This window comes from Pseudomonas sp. UBA2684 (genome assembly GCA_002354655.1).
Lineage (GTDB): Bacteria > Pseudomonadota > Gammaproteobacteria > Pseudomonadales > Pseudomonadaceae > Aquipseudomonas.
The window spans coordinates 255,962-272,251 of record DELY01000050.1; the positions used below are offsets into that span (position 1 = coordinate 255,962).

Consider the following 16,290-nt stretch of genomic DNA (forward strand, 5'->3'; position numbering starts at 1 on the left):
ATTTTGGCGTGGCTGATCACGTCGTTGACCGCCTCGATCCACTCCAGGTCGGTGTGCGCGCCGAAGCCGTAGTTGAAGCTGGAGCCTTGCAGGCCGTCGCCGTGGGCCACTTCGATGGAGTCGACCTTGGCCAGGTCCAGGGCGCGGGCGATGTCCTGCACGTTCTGGATCGAGTACTGGTGGCGAATCGCGTGGCTGCCGTCGCGCAGGGTGACGTCGGAGATATAAAGTTTCTTGCCGGGGTTGAAGGTCATGGCGATTCTCCTCAGGCCTTGAGCATCGACTGGGCCATGCGCTCGGCAGTGGCCAGCGCGGCGGAGGTCATGATGTCGAGGTTGCCAGCGTAGGCCGGCAGGTAATGGGCGGCGCCTTCGACTTCGAGGAACACCGAGGTCTTCAACCCGCTGAACCGGCCGAGACCGGGGATGTTCAGCGGCGCGGACTCGGGGATCACGTCGAACTGCACCTGCTGCTTCAGACGATAGCCGGGCACGTAGGCCTGCACCGCCTGAACCATTTCCGCCACCGAGGCCGCGACGGCGGCCTGATCGGCGGCAGCGGACAGCACATACACGGTGTCGCGCATGATCAGCGGCGGCTCAGCCGGGTTCATGATGATGATCGCCTTGCCCTTGGCCGCACCGCCGATCACTTCGATGGCTTTGCTGGTGGTCTCGGTGAACTCGTCGATGTTGGCGCGGGTGCCCGGACCGGCCGACTTGCTGCTGATCGAGGCGACGATCTCGGCGTAATGGACCTTGGCCACGCGGGAGACCGCGGCGACCATCGGGATGGTCGCCTGGCCGCCGCAGGTGACCATGTTGACGTTGAGCTTGCCGAGGTGCTCTTCCAGGTTGACCACCGGCACGCAGTACGGGCCGATGGCCGCCGGGGTCAGGTCGATCAGGCGGATGCCCGGTTTGGCCTGGCGCAGCAGCGCCTCGTTCTGCACGTGGGCACTGGCCGAGGTGGCGTCGAAGACGAAATCGATGTCGGCGAATTCGGGCAGCTTGATCAGCCCTTCGACGCCGGCATGGGTGGTCGCCACGCCCATGCGCTGGGCGCGGGCCAGGCCGTCGGAGGCGGCGTCGATGCCGACCATGGCGCCCATTTCCAGGTACTTGGCGTTGCGCAGCACCTTGATCATCAGGTCGGTGCCGATATTGCCCGGACCGATGATCGCGACTTTGAGTTTCTGGTTCATCTGCAAGCCTCCAATTCAGGTGAAGCGCACGGAGGCGCTGCCGATACCGCCGATGTCGACGCGCATCACGTCGCCGGCCTTGACCGGCTCCAACGGCACCAGCGAGCCGGACAGGATCACCTCGCCGGCTTTCAGCGCGATGCCGAAACGGCCCAGGGTGTTGGCCAGCCAGGCCACGCAGTTGACCGGCGAACCGAGCGCCGCAGCGCCGGCCCCGGTGCTGATGATGTGGCCGTTCTTTTCCACCACCATGCCGCAGGTGACCAGGTCGACCTGGCGCGGCGATACCGCCTGGTCGCCGAGCACGAACAGGCCACAGGAGGCGTTGTCCGCCACGGTGTCCTGGATCTTGATTTTCCAGTCGCGGATGCGCGAATCGACGATCTCGAAACAGGGCATCACGCACTCGGTGGCGGCCAGTACGTCGGCGTTGGTCACGCCGGGGCCGATCAGGTCCTTCTTGAGGATGAAGGCGATCTCGCCCTCGGCTTTGGGCTGCATCAGTCGCTGGCTGATCGGCACCGCTTCGCCGCTGTTGAACACCATGGCGTCGGTCAGGTAACCGAAGTCCGGCTGGTGCACGCCCAGCATGTTTTGCACCGCCTTGCTGGTCACGCCGATCTTCTTGCCGATGATCTTCTCGCCGGCCGCCAGGCGTCGTTCGAGCAGGCGCAGGGAGATGTGGTAGGCGTCGTCGACGCTGATGTCGAAGCCACGCTCGGTCAGCGGGCTGATCGCCTCGCGGTTGAGCATGGCCTGGTACAGCTCGTCGCCGAGCTCGTTGATCATTATCTGGTCCATGTCGGTCTCTCTCAGGAATGGCGGGCGTCGGCTTCGGCGAGGAAATCCCCGACCAGCCGCACGAAGCGGGTGGCGTGTTCGATCTGTGTCCAGTGGCCGCACTGGCCGAACACGTGCAATTGTGCGCGGACGATCCACTCGGCCAGGGTCAGCGAGGCGGCCAGGGGGATCACCCGATCCTCGCGGCCATGGATCACCAGGGTTTCGTGGGGCAAGGCGCGGATCTGCGCCTCGCTGCTGGCCAGGCCATCGACCCAGCGCTGGCGCGGTGCGGGGAACATCTGCGCGAACGACTCCTGAAAACCGGGGCGGATGCTGGCCTGGTAACGCAGTTCGGCCAGCTCGTCGGTGACCAGGCTGCGGTCGTAGGCGAAGGTGTCCATCAGCCGGCGCATGGTGGCGAAGGACGGCTCATAGCCCCACACATCATCCAGGCCCGGGGTGATCGGAAAGCTCACCCCGGCGCTGCCCATCAGCACCAGCCGGCGCACGCGCTCGGGGTGGCGGATGGCCAGGGCCAGGGCCAGGCCGCCACCGAAGGAGTTACCGACCAGATCGGCCTGTTCGATGCCCAGGGCATCCAGCACGCCAAGCGCGTGTTCGACCCAGCGCTGTTGGTGGTACTGACCATCGGCCGGGCGTTCGCTGTAGCCGAAGCCCAGCATGTCCGGGGCGATCACCCGGCGGCGCTTGGCCAGCTCGGGCATCACCAGGCGCCAGTTGGCCCAGGCGGTGACGCCGGGGCCGGAGCCGTGGATCATCATCAGCGGGAAGCCTTCGCCGCTGTCGTGCAGGTTGGTGCGATAGCCGGCGGCGAGGATTTCGCGGCCGATTTCCGGGCTGTTCTGGGGTGCGTTCATCACGGCCTCACAACTTCACGCAGATGTTTTTCAGTTCGGTGTAGAACTCCAGCGAGTGCACACCCCCTTCCCGACCGATCCCGGATTGCTTGCTGCCGCCGAAGGCGGTGCGCAGGTCGCGCAGGAACCAACTGTTGACCCAGACGATGCCGGCCTCCAACTGCCCGGCGACGCGGTGCGCGCGGCTGACGTTGTCGCTCCAGAGGGTGGCGGACAGGCCATAGGGCAGGCTGTTGGCCAGGGCGACGGCTTCGGCTTCGCTGTCGAACGGACGGATATGGCAGCACGGCCCGAAGATTTCCTCGGTGACCACCGCCGAGTCGTCGGCCAAGCCGGTCCAGATGGTCGGCTGTACCCAGGCGCCGCCCGCCAAGGCGTCCGGCATCTGCGGCACGCCGCCGCCGGTGACCACGGTGGCGCCGTCGGCGACGGCTTGCTGGTAGTAGGACAGCACCTTCTCGCGGTGCTTGAGGCTGACCAGCGGGCCGAAGTTGCTCGTCGGGTCGTCCGGCGGGCCGATCACCAGGCTCTCGGCACCGGCCTTCAGACGGGCGACAAACTCCTCGAAAATCGAGCGCTCGACATACAGCCGCTCGGTGCCCAGGCACACCTGACCGCAGTTGGCGAAGGCCGAACGCAGCGTGCCTTCGATGGCCTTATCCATGTCGCAGTCGGCGAAGACGATGCCGGCGTTCTTGCCGCCCAGCTCCAGCGAGACCTGGCGTACGCCTTTGGCGGCGGCGCGCATGATCAACTCGCCAGTGCCGGTTTCGCCAGTGAAGGTGAAGGCATCGACATCCGCGTGTTCGGTGAGGAAGGCCCCGGCGGAATCGCCACCGAAACCATGCACCACGTTGTACACCCCGGCCGGCACGCCGGCGGCCTGCATCACCTCGCCGAGCAGGGTGGTGGTCAGCGGGGTTTCCTCGGAGGGCTTGACCACCACGGTGTTGCCGCAGGCCAGGGCCGGGCCGACCTTCCAGGTCATCAGCAACAGCGGCAGGTTCCACGGGCTGATCACCCCGATCACCCCCTTGGGGCGGCGCACGGCGTAGTTGATCGCGCCGCTGCCGTCCGGCGTGGCCATCTCGAAGGCTTCGCTGGGCACGTTCTTCAGCAGGTCGGCGAACACCTTGAAGTTGGCCGCGCCGCGCGGAATATCGATATGCGAAGCCAGGGATTTCGGCTTGCCGGTGTCCAGGCATTCGGCCTCGAGGAACTCGTCGAAGCGCGCGGTGATGCCATCGGCCACGCGGTGCAGAATGTCCGCCCGCTCGGCCACGCTCATCGCGCCCCAGGGCCCGCTCAGCGCGGCACGTGCGGCCTGCACCGCGGCATCGACCTCGGCGCGGCCGGCCTCGTGCACGCGGCCGATCACCTGGCCATTGGCCGGGTTGATGTCGTCGAAGGTGCGACCGCTGGCCGATCCGACGAAGGCACCGTTAATGAAGTGCTTGATCTCTTTCATCTGCGCAATCTCTGCAAAAAGGCGAGCCGGGCTTTCAGGTGAGCACGGTCAGGAAACGTTCGTTGAGCACCCGGTCGTGGTAAAAAATGGCCTTACCCAGGTCCTTGGCCAGCCAGGTCACGGGCTTGTGATCCTGGTAGTTGTAATCGCCACCGCAGAACACCTCGTTGCGGTTGCCCGAGGGGTCGAAGAAGTAGATGGTCTTGCCATGGGTCAGGCCGTGGCGGGTCGGGCCGATGTCGATCGAGGTGTCGGTCATGGAAATCAGGTCGGCGGCGCGCAGCACGTCTTCCCAGGTTTCCAGGAAGAACGAAACGTGATGGAACTTGCCCTTCTCCGCGTGCTGGATAAAGGCCACGTCGTGGGCCTTGGTCGACAGGCTGAGGAACTGCGCGATGCGCGTGCCGTTGTCGTCGATCACCTGCTCGGCCAGGTAGAAACCGAGCACCTCAGTGAACAGTTCGTAGGTCGCCTGCAGCTCGTCGCCATACATCAGGCAGTGGTCGAAACGCAAGGCGCGCATGCCCTTTAAATCGCGCGGCCAGGCCTCGGGATTGATCTCCTCGACCCCCCATTTGCCGGTGTATTCCTTGTCCGCATAGAGTTCGAAGAAGTGCCCGGACGGTGCCTGGAAGCGCACCCGTCGGCCACACCCCTTGAGTTCGCCGGCGGGGATGGTTTCGATCAGGCAGCCATAATTGAGCAGGTCCTGGGTCAGGCGGTTCAGGCAATCCTCATCGATCACCTTGAAGCCCATGAAATCCATGCCCGGCTGATCGGCCTCGCGCAGCACCACGGAGAATTTGTCGACCTCGGTCCAGGCCTTCAGGTAGACGCGCCCTTGCTCGTCACGGTCCATTTCGATCAGACCGAGCAGGTCGCGGTAGTGGGCCAGGGCGCTCTCCAGGTTCAGTACGCGAAGCTGAACGTGACCGGGGCGCATTACGCCTTTTTTCATGACGACACCTCTTGCTGGTTCTTGTTGTTGTGGTCGCCCGGGCCTTGGCGGCGCAGGCATTCGATGCTCAGGTCAGTCTGGGGAAACAGTTGGCAGGCCAGGGCCAGGCCCTGCTTGGCCGCCTCCGGCGGCACATGGTTGCAACTCATCTTGTGGCACTGGTAGGTGCCGCTCAGCACGCGCACCTTGCACAGGCCGCAGCCGCCGCCGCGACAACCGACCGGCACGCAGCGCTTGCCCTGTTGCTCCATTGCACTGAGCACCGACTGGTCGGGCAGGCAACGGAACGTCTGGCCGCTAAGGGTTTCGCGAATCTCATAACCGGCATGGTTCATGGCTTACCTCAGATGCGCTTGAACAGGGCCGAACGGGTGCTCTCGCCGGCACCATCGGCGGCGGTGTAGAAGCGCTCCATAAAGATGTCGCGCTCGAACAGCCGGCCTTGCATCAGGGTGGTGATGGCCGCGTCGATCATCGGCGGCGGGCCGCACAGGTAGGCTTTTTGCCCGCCGAAGCGGCCGTCGAAATGCGCCTTGGCGGCGTCGTGGACGAAGCCCTTGAAGCCTTGCCACGCCGGGTCGTCATTGGCCTGGTTGAGCGCCGGCACATAGCTGAAGTGCGGGTGCTGCGCGGCCAGCGCCTCGAACAGCTCGCGGTTGTACAGCTCGGCGACATTGCGCGCGCCCTGGAACAGGGTGATCCGCCGCGTATCGCCGCGCTCGAGCAGATCGAGGATCATCGACTGCGGGCTCGATAACCCCGAGCCGCCGGCGATGAAGATCAGGTCGCCAGGCTGCGAGTCGCGCACGAAGAACTGCCCATAAGGCCCGGACAGCTCCACCGAGTCGCCGACTTTCAGTTGCTTGTGGATAAAGCCGGTGACCGCACCGCCCTCGACCAGGCGCACGTGCAACTCGACTTCGTCGTTCCGGCTCGGCGGGTTGGCCAGCGAGAAGGCACGGGTGCCGTCGATGCCCGGCAACGCCAGGTTGACGTACTGCCCGGCCTGGAACGGCATGGGCCGATCCAGCTTGATATGCAGGCCTTTGATGGTCGGCGACAGGTCAACCAGGGCGCTGACCACCCCGCGGTAATCTTCCACTGGATGACCGAGAAAATCCGGGTCGGCATCGACGTCGGCTTCGATCACCAGGTCGGAGAGCGGAATGGCGCAGCAGGCCAGCACCTTGCGCTCGTCGCGCTCGATGTCCATCAGGGCGAACGGCGAGGCTTCGCCGATATCCACTTCGCCCTCGACCACCTGCACCTTGCAGGTGGCGCAGGTGCCGTGGCCGCAGGCGAACGGCAGCCAGACGCCCTGGCGCAGGGCGGCCTGGAGGATGGTCTGGCCGTCCTCCACTTCGATCACTTCGCCGGTCGGTTCAATGGTGACGTTGTAACTCATGGCACACCTCTCAGCTGCACGAACCCTGAACGCCGTTCAAGCCTGGCGTGCTCAGGCGCAGCAGGCTCTTGTGGTCGATGCCGTTGGCTTCCAGGCTGGCGCCGGGATCGGCAGTGAACGGCTGGCCATTGAGCAGCCACACGGCCTCGCTGAAATCGATGCGGGCACTGTCTGGATGGGCCTTGATCGCATCCGTGAACACCTGCTCGATAAACGCGCCGAAGGTCATCGCCGGGGCGACGAGAAAGGCGAAGGGCGAGCAGAACATCAGGTGCTTTTCCCAGTAGACGTAGAGCATCTGCATGCCATGGAAATTGGCTTGCAGGTCGCGCGGCGTGGCGCGGTATTCGCTGATCGCGTTAACAGTCATGAGCTGACCCTCTTGTTCTTGGAATCGGGGTGGTCAGGGGCGGCAGCGCCACCCCGACCCGGGGTGACGCATCAGGCGGCGTCGCGCGTGGTATCCGTGCCGGCGGGCGCTGCCGGGGTGCCGAGTTTCTTCCAGGCCAGCCAGCGCAGGTACTCGGGCGAGCCGACGTACTCGAGGTTGTCCACCCCGCTTTTCAGGTGGTAGTACTTCTCCACCACGGTCTGCACGTCGCCGCCCTCGCAGTTGCCCTGGTAGATCTGGTGCACCGGCAGCCAGGCCTGGATGTACTTCTCCGGCTCGTGCTGGAAAATCTCGCAGCAGCCATCCGAGCAGAAGTGATAGCGCTCGCCCTCGTGCTCGATCTGCCGGTGGCTGAGGGTGGTCGGGTCGTCCGGCTCGGTGAACAGCGCCGGCACCTGGCACACCTGGCACAGCTGCGGCAGGGTGTGGTTGTAGAAGCGCTGGCCTTTGGCATGCTGCTCCTGCCAGTGGTCGAAACGCGGGCGGTAGTACTTGTCGAAGCTGTCCGGGTACTTTTCCGCGAGCCACTGCTGCTCTTCCTGGCTGGGAATCCAGGTGTGGAAGTTGGTGGCCTGGCTGTACTGGTAAAAGGTCGCCCAAATCTGGTGGGTGATGTGCTGCTTGCCGATGTTGGCCTGGTCCTGGTACTTCGGCGGGCGGATGCCGTAGCGCTCGAGGTCCTTGAACAGCGCGCCGCCGTTCTGCTCGTAATACACCTCCCAGGCTTCGGCCCAGGACATCACTTTGTTCGGCAGCATGTAGTCCATCATCATGCCGACCAGGCTGAGCAGGCGGTAACCGCGCCAGAACCACTTGTCGATCCAGCGTTGGATGATCGGCACGTTGTCTTCGTGCTGTTCGAGCATGAACTTGATCACTTCCAGGCCGAGGGTCATGTGCCGCGCTTCGTCCGACTGCGCGGAGAAGCCGAAGGTGACCGTGGCCATGTCGCCGTTGTAGGCGGCGCCGGACATGAACGGCACGAACAGCAGGTTGGTCAGCACGTACTCGAAGGAGAACGAGATGGCGGTGAGGAACTCGAACGGGCCGGCCGAGCGCGCGTCGTCGAAGAACGACTTGGGCACCGAGAGGAACCACACCCGGTCGTGCATGTGGGCGAAATCATGCAGGCCGTTGAAGTGCTTGTTGTAGTGGCTCATCGCATGGATCTGCGTCTGCACGTGGCGCAGCTCGTCGATCGCCTGCATCTGGCACGCGACCCGCGCGCCGGCGCCGCTGAACTGCCGGCCAGCCCGCGAGTAGCCCTGGAAGGCGCCGTATTCCAGCGGCGAAACGCCGGTGAGGAACAGCTTCAGGGCATTCACGTAACGTGCATCGGAGATGTTCTGGTGGCCGTTGTTCTGCGCGAAGGCGTCGAAAATCGCGTAGAGCTTCTTCTCTTTCTCGGCCTGGTATTTCCAGTAGGCATCCATGGTCAGGCGGAACGGGTCTTCCCACTTGTCCCAGTCGGTGATCTTGATGCCCTCGAAATCCTCGTCGGGGAAGATGTCGGCCTTCTTCTGGTAGCTCGGCTCCCAGGCCATGTCGCGGGTCAGGTACTGGTACTTGTCTTTCAGGCTGAGTTTTTTCTTCTGGGTTGTCATGGTCTGCCTCCTAGTTCTTCCACTCGAGGACGAAGCTGTCGTCGTCCTCGGCCACGTTGCCGCCGATGCTTATCACGTCGATGAGCATTTCCTGGACGTCCCACTCGCGACCGATCATTTCCTCCACTGTCGCGCGGCGGATTTCCAGGCGCTTCTCGGCCTGGATGCGGATCATCGCGGGTTGGTACTGGACCTCGGCGTGGGGGTTGTCCTGGGTGATGGCGTCCACCAGGTAACGTGCGTTGTCGTTGTCCTGGAACACGATGAAAGCCAGTTGTTTCATGCGGCTACTCCTGGGCTGCGCAGCCCGAGCTTGTGCAGGCGCGCGGCCAGCGCGGCGCGCACCTCGTCGAGGGCGGCCTGGCCGGTGGCGGCTTCGGCCAGCGGTTGCAGGGCGGCATAGGCGCGCGGTTCCCAGGTATCCACCCAGGCCTGGATCTGCTCGCGGTTCTCTGCGCTTTCGGCCAGCACCACCTTGAGCATGGCGTCGACCCAGCGGGTGCTTTCGGCGTACCAGTCGCGCATGAACTCGGTGAGCATCGACAGGTCGGCGGCGCCCTCTTCGCCCAGTTGCTGGTCGAAGCGCTGGTACATCAGCGGGTAGCTCATGCCGTCGAGCAGCAGGTTCTGCGCCAGGGCCAGTTCGAACCAGTCCTTGATCACCAGGCTGTCTTCGACGTAGCGGCGCAGACCTTGCCAGATCGGATCGTCCATCCAGTAAGCCTTGGCCTGGTCCAGCGCACTGCCGCTGCCCTCGCCGAGCAGCAGGCCGATGCGCGACAGGTACTGGCCAATGCCCAGACGATCCATGGCCTGATAGATATGCAGTTGGGTCATGGTGCCGGCGATGCAGTCGCCGGCAATGCCGCTGTTGTTCATGTTGGCGCCCATCTCGGCGTGGCGCAGCGGCACCAGGCAACGCAGGATCTTCTGCTGCAGCGCTTCGGGCAGGCGGCTCAGCAGGCCGCGCTTCTCGCAGAAGCTGTAGGCATGCTCAGTGGCTTCCTGCATGCGCGCGCGGGTCTGTACATAGGCACCGTAGAAGTACTGGCGCGGGTCGGTGACCGCATGCCAGTCGACCATGCGGATCGCCGTACGGCTGGGGTCGTTGAGCTGCCGCTGCGGGTCCCACAACGGCCGGTAGTGGAAGTTGGTCGTCGCTTCGATGTCGTAGCTGGCTTCCTGATAGCGGCTCGCCGGCTTGTCGCCGAAACGGCGTTGCAGGTTGCCGTAGGTGTGGCGGAGGGTTTCCACCGTATTGGTCTTGATCTCTACGCTCATTTCAACCGTACCGTCTTGTTGTTGTGTGTGTTCGGCTGTCGCCCGTGCTTACTCTCGGCCGCTCGCCTCGCGTCGTCCGACATCGCCGTAGCGCCACTTGGCCGCGTCTTCATCCACCGCTTGGCACATCGCCGCGTTCATCTGCACCACTTGGTGCTGCTGGCAGAACGCGGCGAAGGCGGCGTGTGGCAGTACCAGCTCGACGAACAGCTCCGGATGACCAATGGCGAAATCGAATTCGACGAACCGGGCATCCGGCTCGCTGCGCACCCGGACATAACGGGTTAGCTGGTCGAAGGGAATCACTGGGTCTTTCATCTCGCCGGTTCCTGGCTGGTTGCTGGCACAGGCCCTAACGCAACGCCTGTGCCAAGGCGCCAAAAAAGAACATAAGTTATTGTATTTTAATGATTTTTAATTTAGTAACCGGCACAGGAAACACGCCGTGAAGGCAGGCACCACACGGGCTTTTTGAGCATTTGATCAATTGCTACGGCACACTTGAGCAAATGCTCACAGGCTCTGCGCAAGGCAACCGATGGCCCGCCTCAGGCCCTGGCGCCTTTCATCATTTGGTTGACTTTCATCTGCCGAAAAAGGCGAATATGGTGGGTTGGCGTTGCGCCAACACGGCCGGAAAGGCCGCCTGGAGTGTTCGCTGAATACATCGATTGCCGTGTGCTTTCCAGGTGCTTCAGCGCCCCCCCCCTACAACAATAAATCAGGGGATTTGAGTTCATGCCGATCCGCTATAAACCCGAGCTGCAATACGCAGACTTCAAGGACCTCACCAGCCTCATCCACTTCCAGAGCACGGAAGGCAAGATCTGGCTGGGCGAACAGCGCATGCTGCTGTTGCAGGTTTCCGCAATGGCCAATTTCCGCCGCGAGATGGTCAGTACCCTGGGCATCGAACGGGCCAAGGGCTTCTTCCTGCGCATGGGTTACCAGTCCGGACTGAAGGACGCCGAACTGGCCTGGAAGCTGCGCCCGAATGCCAGCGAGTACGAAATGTTCCTCGCCGGCCCGCAGCTGCATTCGCTCAAGGGCCTGGTCAAGGCCCGCCCCACCGAGGTCGATATCGACAAGGAAAGCGGGCGCTTCTATGTCGAGGTGGAGTGGATCGACTCCTTCGAGGTGGAAATCTGCCAGACCGAGCTGGGGCAGATGCAAGACCCGGTGTGCTGGACTCTGCTCGGCTACGCCTGCGCCTATTCCTCGGCGTTCATGGGCCGGGAAATCATCTTCAAGGAAGTCAGCTGCCGCGGCTGCGGCGGCGACAAGTGCCGGATCATCGGCAAGCCGGCCGAAGAGTGGGACGACGTTGCCAGCTTCAAACAGTATTTCAAGAGCGATCCGATCATCGAGGAACTCTACGAGTTGCAATCGCAACTGGTGTCGCTGCGTACCAACCTCGACAAGCAGGAAGGCCAGTACTACGGCATCGGCCAGACCCCGGCCTACCAGACTGTGCGTAAGATGATGGAGAAGGCCGCACAGGGCAAAGTCTCGGTGCTGCTGCTCGGCGAGACCGGGGTCGGCAAGGAGGTCATCGCGCGCAGCGTGCACCTGCGCGGCAAACGCGCCGCCGAGCCCTTTGTCGCGGTGAACTGTGCGGCGATCCCGCCGGACCTGATCGAGTCCGAATTGTTCGGCGTGGAAAAAGGCGCCTTCACCGGCGCCACCCAGTCACGCATGGGCCGCTTCGAGCGAGCCGATAAGGGCACCATCTTCCTTGACGAGGTGATCGAACTCAGTCCGCGCGCTCAGGCCAGTCTGCTGCGCGTGCTGCAAGAAGGCGAGCTGGAGCGAGTTGGTGACAACCGCACGCGCAAGATCGACGTAAGGGTTATCGCCGCCACCCACGAGGACCTGGCCGAAGCGGTCAAGGCCGGGCGTTTTCGCGCCGACCTGTACTACCGGCTGAACGTTTTCCCGGTGGCGATCCCGGCGTTGCGCGAACGCCGCGAGGATATTCCACTGCTGGCTGAGCACTTCCTTCAGCGCTTCCACCAGGAGTACGGCAAGAGAACCCTCGGCCTTTCGGACAAAGCCCTGGAGGCCTGCCTGCATTACAGTTGGCCGGGCAATATCCGTGAGCTGGAGAACGTCATCGAGCGCGGCATCATCCTCACCGATCCGAACGAAAGCATCAGCGTGCCGGCGCTGTTCCCACGGGCGCCGGAAGAGCCGCAGACCGCCAGCGAGCGGGTGTCGTCGGACGGCGTGCTGATTCAGCCAGGCAATGGCCAGGGCAGTTGGATCAGCCAGTTGTTGAGCAGCGGCCTGAGCCTCGACGAGATCGAGGAAAGCCTGATGCGCGAAGCCATGCAACAGGCCAACCAAAACGTCTCCGGTGCCGCGCGCTTGCTCGGCCTAAGCCGACCGGCACTGGCCTATCGGCTGAAGAAAATCGGCATCGAAGGCTAGCGCATCGTAGGCTGGGCGAGCGGCGCCAAGCGCTGAGCAATCAGACACTGCCATCGCGGCGCGGCAGGTAACCCAGCACGCGATATACCGCCTTGCGCCAATGCGGAGCGCCAGCGCCAGGCGTTTCGCCATTTGGTGAAACGCCTGATGATTTTGATTATTTGATTAACCCCTCTCCCCCTCACTTTAAGTGCTACAACCCTCCACAAGCTGTTTCTCTCCCGAAAAAAAACAAATCTAATCAATAACTTGAAACTACTTGCGGGTCACCGTCGGTGGTCTGGCACAGGCGTTGCTCTCGCCTTGTCAGCCGCTTCACGACAACAACAATCACAAGTGGTGACACGTGATGAACCATAACAAGCAGTCGCACGGCCTGTTGCCGTGCGTCCTGAGCCGCCCGGTACGCTCGGCACTCGGGATGTTTCTCCTACCCATTGTGCTCGCCGGCTGTGAAGCCGAACTCAACCTGGCCGGAGTCGCCGCCGAAGGCAGCAAATCCAGCCACCGCGCCGATTACTACCAGGCTCTCGCCAGCGTGCCGCAGGCCACCCTGTTGGCCGGCAACAACGGCGTGTTGCTGACCAGCCTTGACCAGGGGCAGAGCTGGACGCGCCAGGTGATCGCCAAGGGCGCCAGCCTGATCGACCTCGACGCCTGCGCCGACGGCAGCTTCATCGCCTTGAGCTTCGACAACCGCCTGTGGCACAGCGCCGACCTCGGCCTGAGCTGGCGCGAACACGCCCTGCCGACCGAGGAGCAAATGCTGACCGCCGCCTGCGCCCCGGATGGCAGCTGGTGGGTAGCCGGCGGCCTGACCACCCTGCTCGGTAGCCACGACCAAGGCGGAGACTGGACGCACACCAGCCTCGACGAAGACGCCATGCTGACCAACCTGCAGTTCATCGACCGCGACCATGCGGTGGCCGTAGGTGAGTTCGGCATGCTCTTCGCCAGCCAGGACGGCGGCGCCAACTGGCAGCTGGCCGGCACCCTGCCGGACGAGTTCTACCCGCACGCCAGCTACTTCCGCAGCCCCGAGGAGGGCTGGGTCGGTGGCCTCAACGGCTTTATCTACCACACCGCAGATGCCGGGCAGAGCTGGCAACGCCAGAGCACGCCGAGCAGCGCGCCGATCTTCGGCTTTCTAGCGAGTGACAACGGCCTGTTCGCCGTCGGCGACCACAGCAGCGTGCTGCAGCTGGCCGGTGAACAGTGGCAAACGCTGCCGACGCCCGATGCGCCGGTCTACTTGCGCGCCATCACCGCGGATACCGCGCAACGCCTGATCGTTGCCGGTGGCCGCGGCCTGCTGCTGACCCTCGACACCGCGCCCAGCGCTACGCCCGCCGTTGCGACCACGACCGACTGAGACCCGCCACCATGCCCATACTGCATCCGTTTAGCCATAAGCTGGCTCAGGCCAAGGTCTGGTTGTTCGACCACCCGCGCACCGTGCTGGCGATCATCGCGGTGCTGACCCTGTTCTTCGCCCTGCGCATTCCCGGGCTGAAGGTCTACACCGACTTCTCCGATCTGCTGCCACAGGAACACCCGTACATCCAGCTGCACAACAGCATCAAGGACAGCTTCGGCGGCGCCAACGTGCTGGTCATCGGCGTGGCCTTCGACAAAGGCGACCTGTTCAGCAACGAGCGCCTGGCCTTGATCGATCGGGTCACCCAGGCGGTGGACAGCCTACCCGGAGTCAACCACAACCTGGTCAGCAGCCTGACTCACCGCAACTCGCGCAAGGTCTGGCTGACCGAGGTCGGCAGCATCAACTCCGAGCCTTACTACCAACCCGAATTCGGCCAGCTCTCCGCCGCGCAGTTGGCCGCGATGAAAGCCGACGTGGTGGCCAACCCGCGGGTCTATGGCCCGTTGGTGTCGCCGGACCTGCAAGTGGCGTTGGTCAAGGCGCAACTGATCGAGGGCCAGCTCGACTACGCCAAAACCTTCGCGCAGATCCAGGCGCTGCGCGACGCCGAGAAGATCGACGGGGTGACCCTCTACGCCACCGGCCAGCCGGTACTGGTGGGCTGGGCCTACACCTACATGAGCCAGATTTTGCAGATCTTCATCTGCACCGTGCTGATCATGCTGGCGCTGCTGGTGATGCATTTCCGCAAGGCCTATGGCGTGCTGATCCCACTCGGCGGGGTGCTGATCTCGACCATCTGGGGCCTCGGCATCATCAGCCTGCTGGGCTACAACCTCGACCCGCTGGGCCTGGTGATTCCCTTCCTGATCGCCGCCCGCGCCATGAGCCATGGCGTGCAGCTGGTCGAGCGTTATTACGCCGAGGTCAAACTGCTCGGCGACGGCCCGCTGGCCGCGCGCGCCACCTTCGATAGCCTGTTCCGCCCCGGCACCCTGGGCATCGTCTCGGACGCCATCGGCCTGCTGCTGATCGCCATCGGCTCGATCGCCCTGAACACCAAACTGGGCATCTACGCCTCGCTGTGGGCGACCACGGTGATCTTCAGCGTGCTGATCGGCGTGCCGCTGCTGCTGTCGATCCTGCCCAAACCGCAGAACCCGGAGATGCGCGAGACCGCGCTGCGCCATATCGGTGCGATCTGTGCGCGGACGGTGGCCAACCCGACCGCCGCGCGCAAGGCGCTGGGCCTGGCCGCGCTGGCCATCCTCGCCAGCCTGTGGGCCTCCTCCCAGGTACGCATCGGCGACTCCGAGCCCGGTTCGCCGATCCTCTACCCGGAACACGATTACAACGTCTCGTCCAAGGCGATCAACCAGCGCTTCCCCGGCTCGGAAGAGCTGTACATCGTTGCCGAACATGCCGAGAAAGGCGGGATCAAGCAACCCGAGGTGCTGCGCGCGCTGCAAGCGCTGCAAAACCACATGCTCAGCGACCCCTCGGTCGGTGGCAGCAAGGGCTTGCCGGACCTGATCACCCAGGTCAACCGGCTGATGCATAACGACGATCCGCGCTGGCTGCAGATTCCCCACGACGCCAATTACGTCGGCGGGCTGATGTTCACCTACATGGCCTCCAGCCCGATCCCCGGCGCACTCAACGAGTTCACCGACACCGACGACCGCGTCGCCAACCTGGTGTTCTATTACAAGGATCGTCAGGGCGAGACCATCCGCCGCGCCATCCACATGGCCAAGCAGTGGATCGAGCAGCACGGCGATGCAGTGCCGGGTCTGAGCATCCGCCTGGCTGGCGGCACCCTCGGCGTGGCCGCGGCGATGAACGAGTCGGCATTCGAGACCAACCTGGTGGTGCTGCCGCTGGTGTTCCTGCTGATCTTCGTCTTCGTCATGCTGTTCTACACCTCCTGGCATGCCGGCTTGATGATGCTCCTGGCGATGGCCTTCGCCACCGCGCTGACCTACGCCTATATGGGTCTGGCCGGTATGGGCATCGACATCAATACGGTGCCGGTGATCGCCGTCGGCATTGGCGTGGGTATCGACTACTCGATCTACATGATGGATCGCATCCGCGAGGAAATGGCCAAGTTTGGCCGTCTCACCGACGCGGTGCGCCAGGCCATCGCCACCACCGGCATCGCCATCAGCTTCACCGCACTGACCCTGATGGCCGGGATCATCATGTGGGTGATCCTCTCGGACCTGCGTTTCCAGTCCGATGCCGCCCTGCTGCTGTGCGTGATGATCGTCATCAACGCCATCGCCGCCATGTTGCTGGTACCCGCCTGGGTGCTGGTGTTCAAACCGAAGTTCATCACCGGGGCCTATGCCGACGAAGACGGCATTCTGCACGCCGACGCTGCCGTGCCCGCCTCAGCCGAACCCCAGCCGGTCGCGCCCTGCGTGGCGACCGTCGGGCTGCCGCAAGGGGAACGCCATCCGGCCTGAACCGGATGCCTTCCCACACTTAAACCGCACGAGGAC

At 63.9% G+C, this 16,290-nt stretch carries 15 protein-coding genes and 1 pseudogene; 3 read left to right on the forward strand and 13 right to left on the reverse strand.

Features of this window, described 5'->3' with window-relative positions; translation table 11 throughout:
- The 13 genes and pseudogenes from B3M58_RS18890 to B3M58_RS18950 all read right to left on the reverse strand — a co-directional run.
- Positions 1 to 254: pseudogene (locus B3M58_RS18890) on the reverse strand (4-hydroxy-2-oxovalerate aldolase); the annotation flags it as partial.
- Between the two features lie 11 nt (positions 255 to 265).
- Positions 266 to 1,204 (reverse strand): acetaldehyde dehydrogenase (acetylating), encoded by a 939-nt coding sequence (locus B3M58_RS18895; protein ID WP_090337465.1) that lies wholly within the window; start codon positions 1,202 to 1,204, stop codon positions 266 to 268.
- Positions 1,205 to 1,219: 15 nt separating this feature from the next.
- Complete coding sequence (dmpE, locus tag B3M58_RS18900) at positions 1,220 to 2,005, reverse strand: 2-oxopent-4-enoate hydratase (protein ID WP_296221440.1); 786 nt, start codon at positions 2,003 to 2,005, stop codon at positions 1,220 to 1,222.
- Positions 2,006 to 2,016: 11 nt separating this feature from the next.
- The gene (locus B3M58_RS18905) at positions 2,017 to 2,865 is read right to left on the reverse strand and encodes an alpha/beta fold hydrolase (protein WP_296221441.1); all 849 of its coding nucleotides are present in this window, start codon (positions 2,863 to 2,865) and stop codon (positions 2,017 to 2,019) included.
- Positions 2,866 to 2,872: 7 nt separating this feature from the next.
- Complete coding sequence (locus B3M58_RS18910) at positions 2,873 to 4,333, reverse strand: 2-hydroxymuconic semialdehyde dehydrogenase (protein ID WP_296221442.1); 1,461 nt, start codon at positions 4,331 to 4,333, stop codon at positions 2,873 to 2,875.
- Positions 4,334 to 4,367: 34 nt separating this feature from the next.
- Positions 4,368 to 5,291, reverse strand: a complete 924-nt coding sequence (locus tag B3M58_RS18915) for a catechol 2,3-dioxygenase (protein WP_296221443.1) — start codon at positions 5,289 to 5,291, stop codon at positions 4,368 to 4,370.
- Positions 5,288 to 5,626 (reverse strand): 2Fe-2S iron-sulfur cluster binding domain-containing protein, encoded by a 339-nt coding sequence (locus B3M58_RS18920; protein ID WP_296221445.1) that lies wholly within the window; start codon positions 5,624 to 5,626, stop codon positions 5,288 to 5,290. The genes B3M58_RS18915 and B3M58_RS18920 overlap by 4 nt, the downstream gene beginning before the upstream one ends.
- An 8-nt stretch (positions 5,627 to 5,634) precedes the next feature.
- Entirely contained in the window at positions 5,635 to 6,696 is a 1,062-nt protein-coding gene (gene dmpP, locus B3M58_RS18925; protein ID WP_296221446.1) for a phenol 2-monooxygenase reductase component DmpP, read from the reverse strand.
- A 10-nt stretch (positions 6,697 to 6,706) separates the two neighbouring features.
- Positions 6,707 to 7,066, reverse strand: a complete 360-nt coding sequence (locus B3M58_RS18930) for a phenol hydroxylase subunit P4 (RefSeq protein ID WP_296221448.1) — start codon at positions 7,064 to 7,066, stop codon at positions 6,707 to 6,709.
- A 71-nt stretch (positions 7,067 to 7,137) separates the two neighbouring features.
- The gene (locus B3M58_RS18935; RefSeq protein WP_296221451.1) at positions 7,138 to 8,691 is read right to left on the reverse strand and encodes an aromatic/alkene/methane monooxygenase hydroxylase/oxygenase subunit alpha; all 1,554 of its coding nucleotides are present in this window, start codon (positions 8,689 to 8,691) and stop codon (positions 7,138 to 7,140) included.
- A 10-nt stretch (positions 8,692 to 8,701) separates the two neighbouring features.
- Positions 8,702 to 8,974 (reverse strand): MmoB/DmpM family protein, encoded by a 273-nt coding sequence (locus tag B3M58_RS18940; RefSeq protein ID WP_169970789.1) that lies wholly within the window; start codon positions 8,972 to 8,974, stop codon positions 8,702 to 8,704.
- A complete protein-coding gene (locus B3M58_RS18945; protein ID WP_296221455.1) occupies positions 8,971 to 9,972 on the reverse strand; it encodes an aromatic/alkene monooxygenase hydroxylase subunit beta in 1,002 nt (333 codons plus the stop codon). Before B3M58_RS18945 ends, B3M58_RS18940 begins: the two co-directional genes overlap by 4 nt.
- A gap of 48 nt (positions 9,973 to 10,020) precedes the next feature.
- Positions 10,021 to 10,290, reverse strand: a complete 270-nt coding sequence (locus B3M58_RS18950; protein ID WP_296221456.1) for a phenol hydroxylase subunit — start codon at positions 10,288 to 10,290, stop codon at positions 10,021 to 10,023.
- Positions 10,291 to 10,710: 420 nt separating this feature from the next.
- Here B3M58_RS18950 and B3M58_RS18955 point away from each other — a divergent pair, with 420 nt between their 5' ends.
- The 3 genes from B3M58_RS18955 to B3M58_RS18965 all read left to right on the forward strand — a co-directional run bounded on the left by B3M58_RS18955 (position 10,711) and on the right by B3M58_RS18965 (position 16,254).
- The gene (locus B3M58_RS18955; protein ID WP_296221458.1) at positions 10,711 to 12,402 is read left to right on the forward strand and encodes a sigma-54-dependent Fis family transcriptional regulator; all 1,692 of its coding nucleotides are present in this window, start codon (positions 10,711 to 10,713) and stop codon (positions 12,400 to 12,402) included.
- A gap of 349 nt (positions 12,403 to 12,751) precedes the next feature.
- Positions 12,752 to 13,774, forward strand: a complete 1,023-nt coding sequence (locus B3M58_RS18960) for a WD40/YVTN/BNR-like repeat-containing protein (RefSeq protein ID WP_296221460.1) — start codon at positions 12,752 to 12,754, stop codon at positions 13,772 to 13,774.
- 11 nt (positions 13,775 to 13,785) lie between these two features.
- Positions 13,786 to 16,254, forward strand: a complete 2,469-nt coding sequence (locus tag B3M58_RS18965; protein ID WP_296221461.1) for an efflux RND transporter permease subunit — start codon at positions 13,786 to 13,788, stop codon at positions 16,252 to 16,254.
- The last annotated feature ends 36 nt before the right edge of the window (positions 16,255 to 16,290 follow it).

Bases quoted from the DNA above. Each gene is read 5' to 3' on its own strand.
- B3M58_RS18895 (WP_090337465.1), bottom strand. From the start codon at position 1,204: ATGAACCAGAAACTCAAAGTCGCGATCATCGGTCCGGGCAATATCGGC.
- dmpE (WP_296221440.1), bottom strand. From the start codon at position 2,005: ATGGACCAGATAATGATCAACGAGCTCGGCGACGAGCTGTACCAGGCC.
- B3M58_RS18905 (WP_296221441.1), bottom strand. From the start codon at position 2,865: ATGAACGCACCCCAGAACAGCCCGGAAATCGGCCGCGAAATCCTCGCC.
- B3M58_RS18910 (WP_296221442.1), bottom strand. From the start codon at position 4,333: ATGAAAGAGATCAAGCACTTCATTAACGGTGCCTTCGTCGGATCGGCC.
- B3M58_RS18915 (WP_296221443.1), bottom strand. From the start codon at position 5,291: ATGAAAAAAGGCGTAATGCGCCCCGGTCACGTTCAGCTTCGCGTACTG.
- B3M58_RS18920 (WP_296221445.1), bottom strand. From the start codon at position 5,626: ATGAACCATGCCGGTTATGAGATTCGCGAAACCCTTAGCGGCCAGACG.
- dmpP (WP_296221446.1), bottom strand. From the start codon at position 6,696: ATGAGTTACAACGTCACCATTGAACCGACCGGCGAAGTGATCGAAGTG.
- B3M58_RS18930 (WP_296221448.1), bottom strand. From the start codon at position 7,066: ATGACTGTTAACGCGATCAGCGAATACCGCGCCACGCCGCGCGACCTG.
- B3M58_RS18935 (WP_296221451.1), bottom strand. From the start codon at position 8,691: ATGACAACCCAGAAGAAAAAACTCAGCCTGAAAGACAAGTACCAGTAC.
- B3M58_RS18940 (WP_169970789.1), bottom strand. From the start codon at position 8,974: ATGAAACAACTGGCTTTCATCGTGTTCCAGGACAACGACAACGCACGT.
- B3M58_RS18945 (WP_296221455.1), bottom strand. From the start codon at position 9,972: ATGAGCGTAGAGATCAAGACCAATACGGTGGAAACCCTCCGCCACACC.
- B3M58_RS18950 (WP_296221456.1), bottom strand. From the start codon at position 10,290: ATGAAAGACCCAGTGATTCCCTTCGACCAGCTAACCCGTTATGTCCGG.
- B3M58_RS18955 (WP_296221458.1), top strand. From the start codon at position 10,711: ATGCCGATCCGCTATAAACCCGAGCTGCAATACGCAGACTTCAAGGAC.
- B3M58_RS18960 (WP_296221460.1), top strand. From the start codon at position 12,752: ATGAACCATAACAAGCAGTCGCACGGCCTGTTGCCGTGCGTCCTGAGC.
- B3M58_RS18965 (WP_296221461.1), top strand. From the start codon at position 13,786: ATGCCCATACTGCATCCGTTTAGCCATAAGCTGGCTCAGGCCAAGGTC.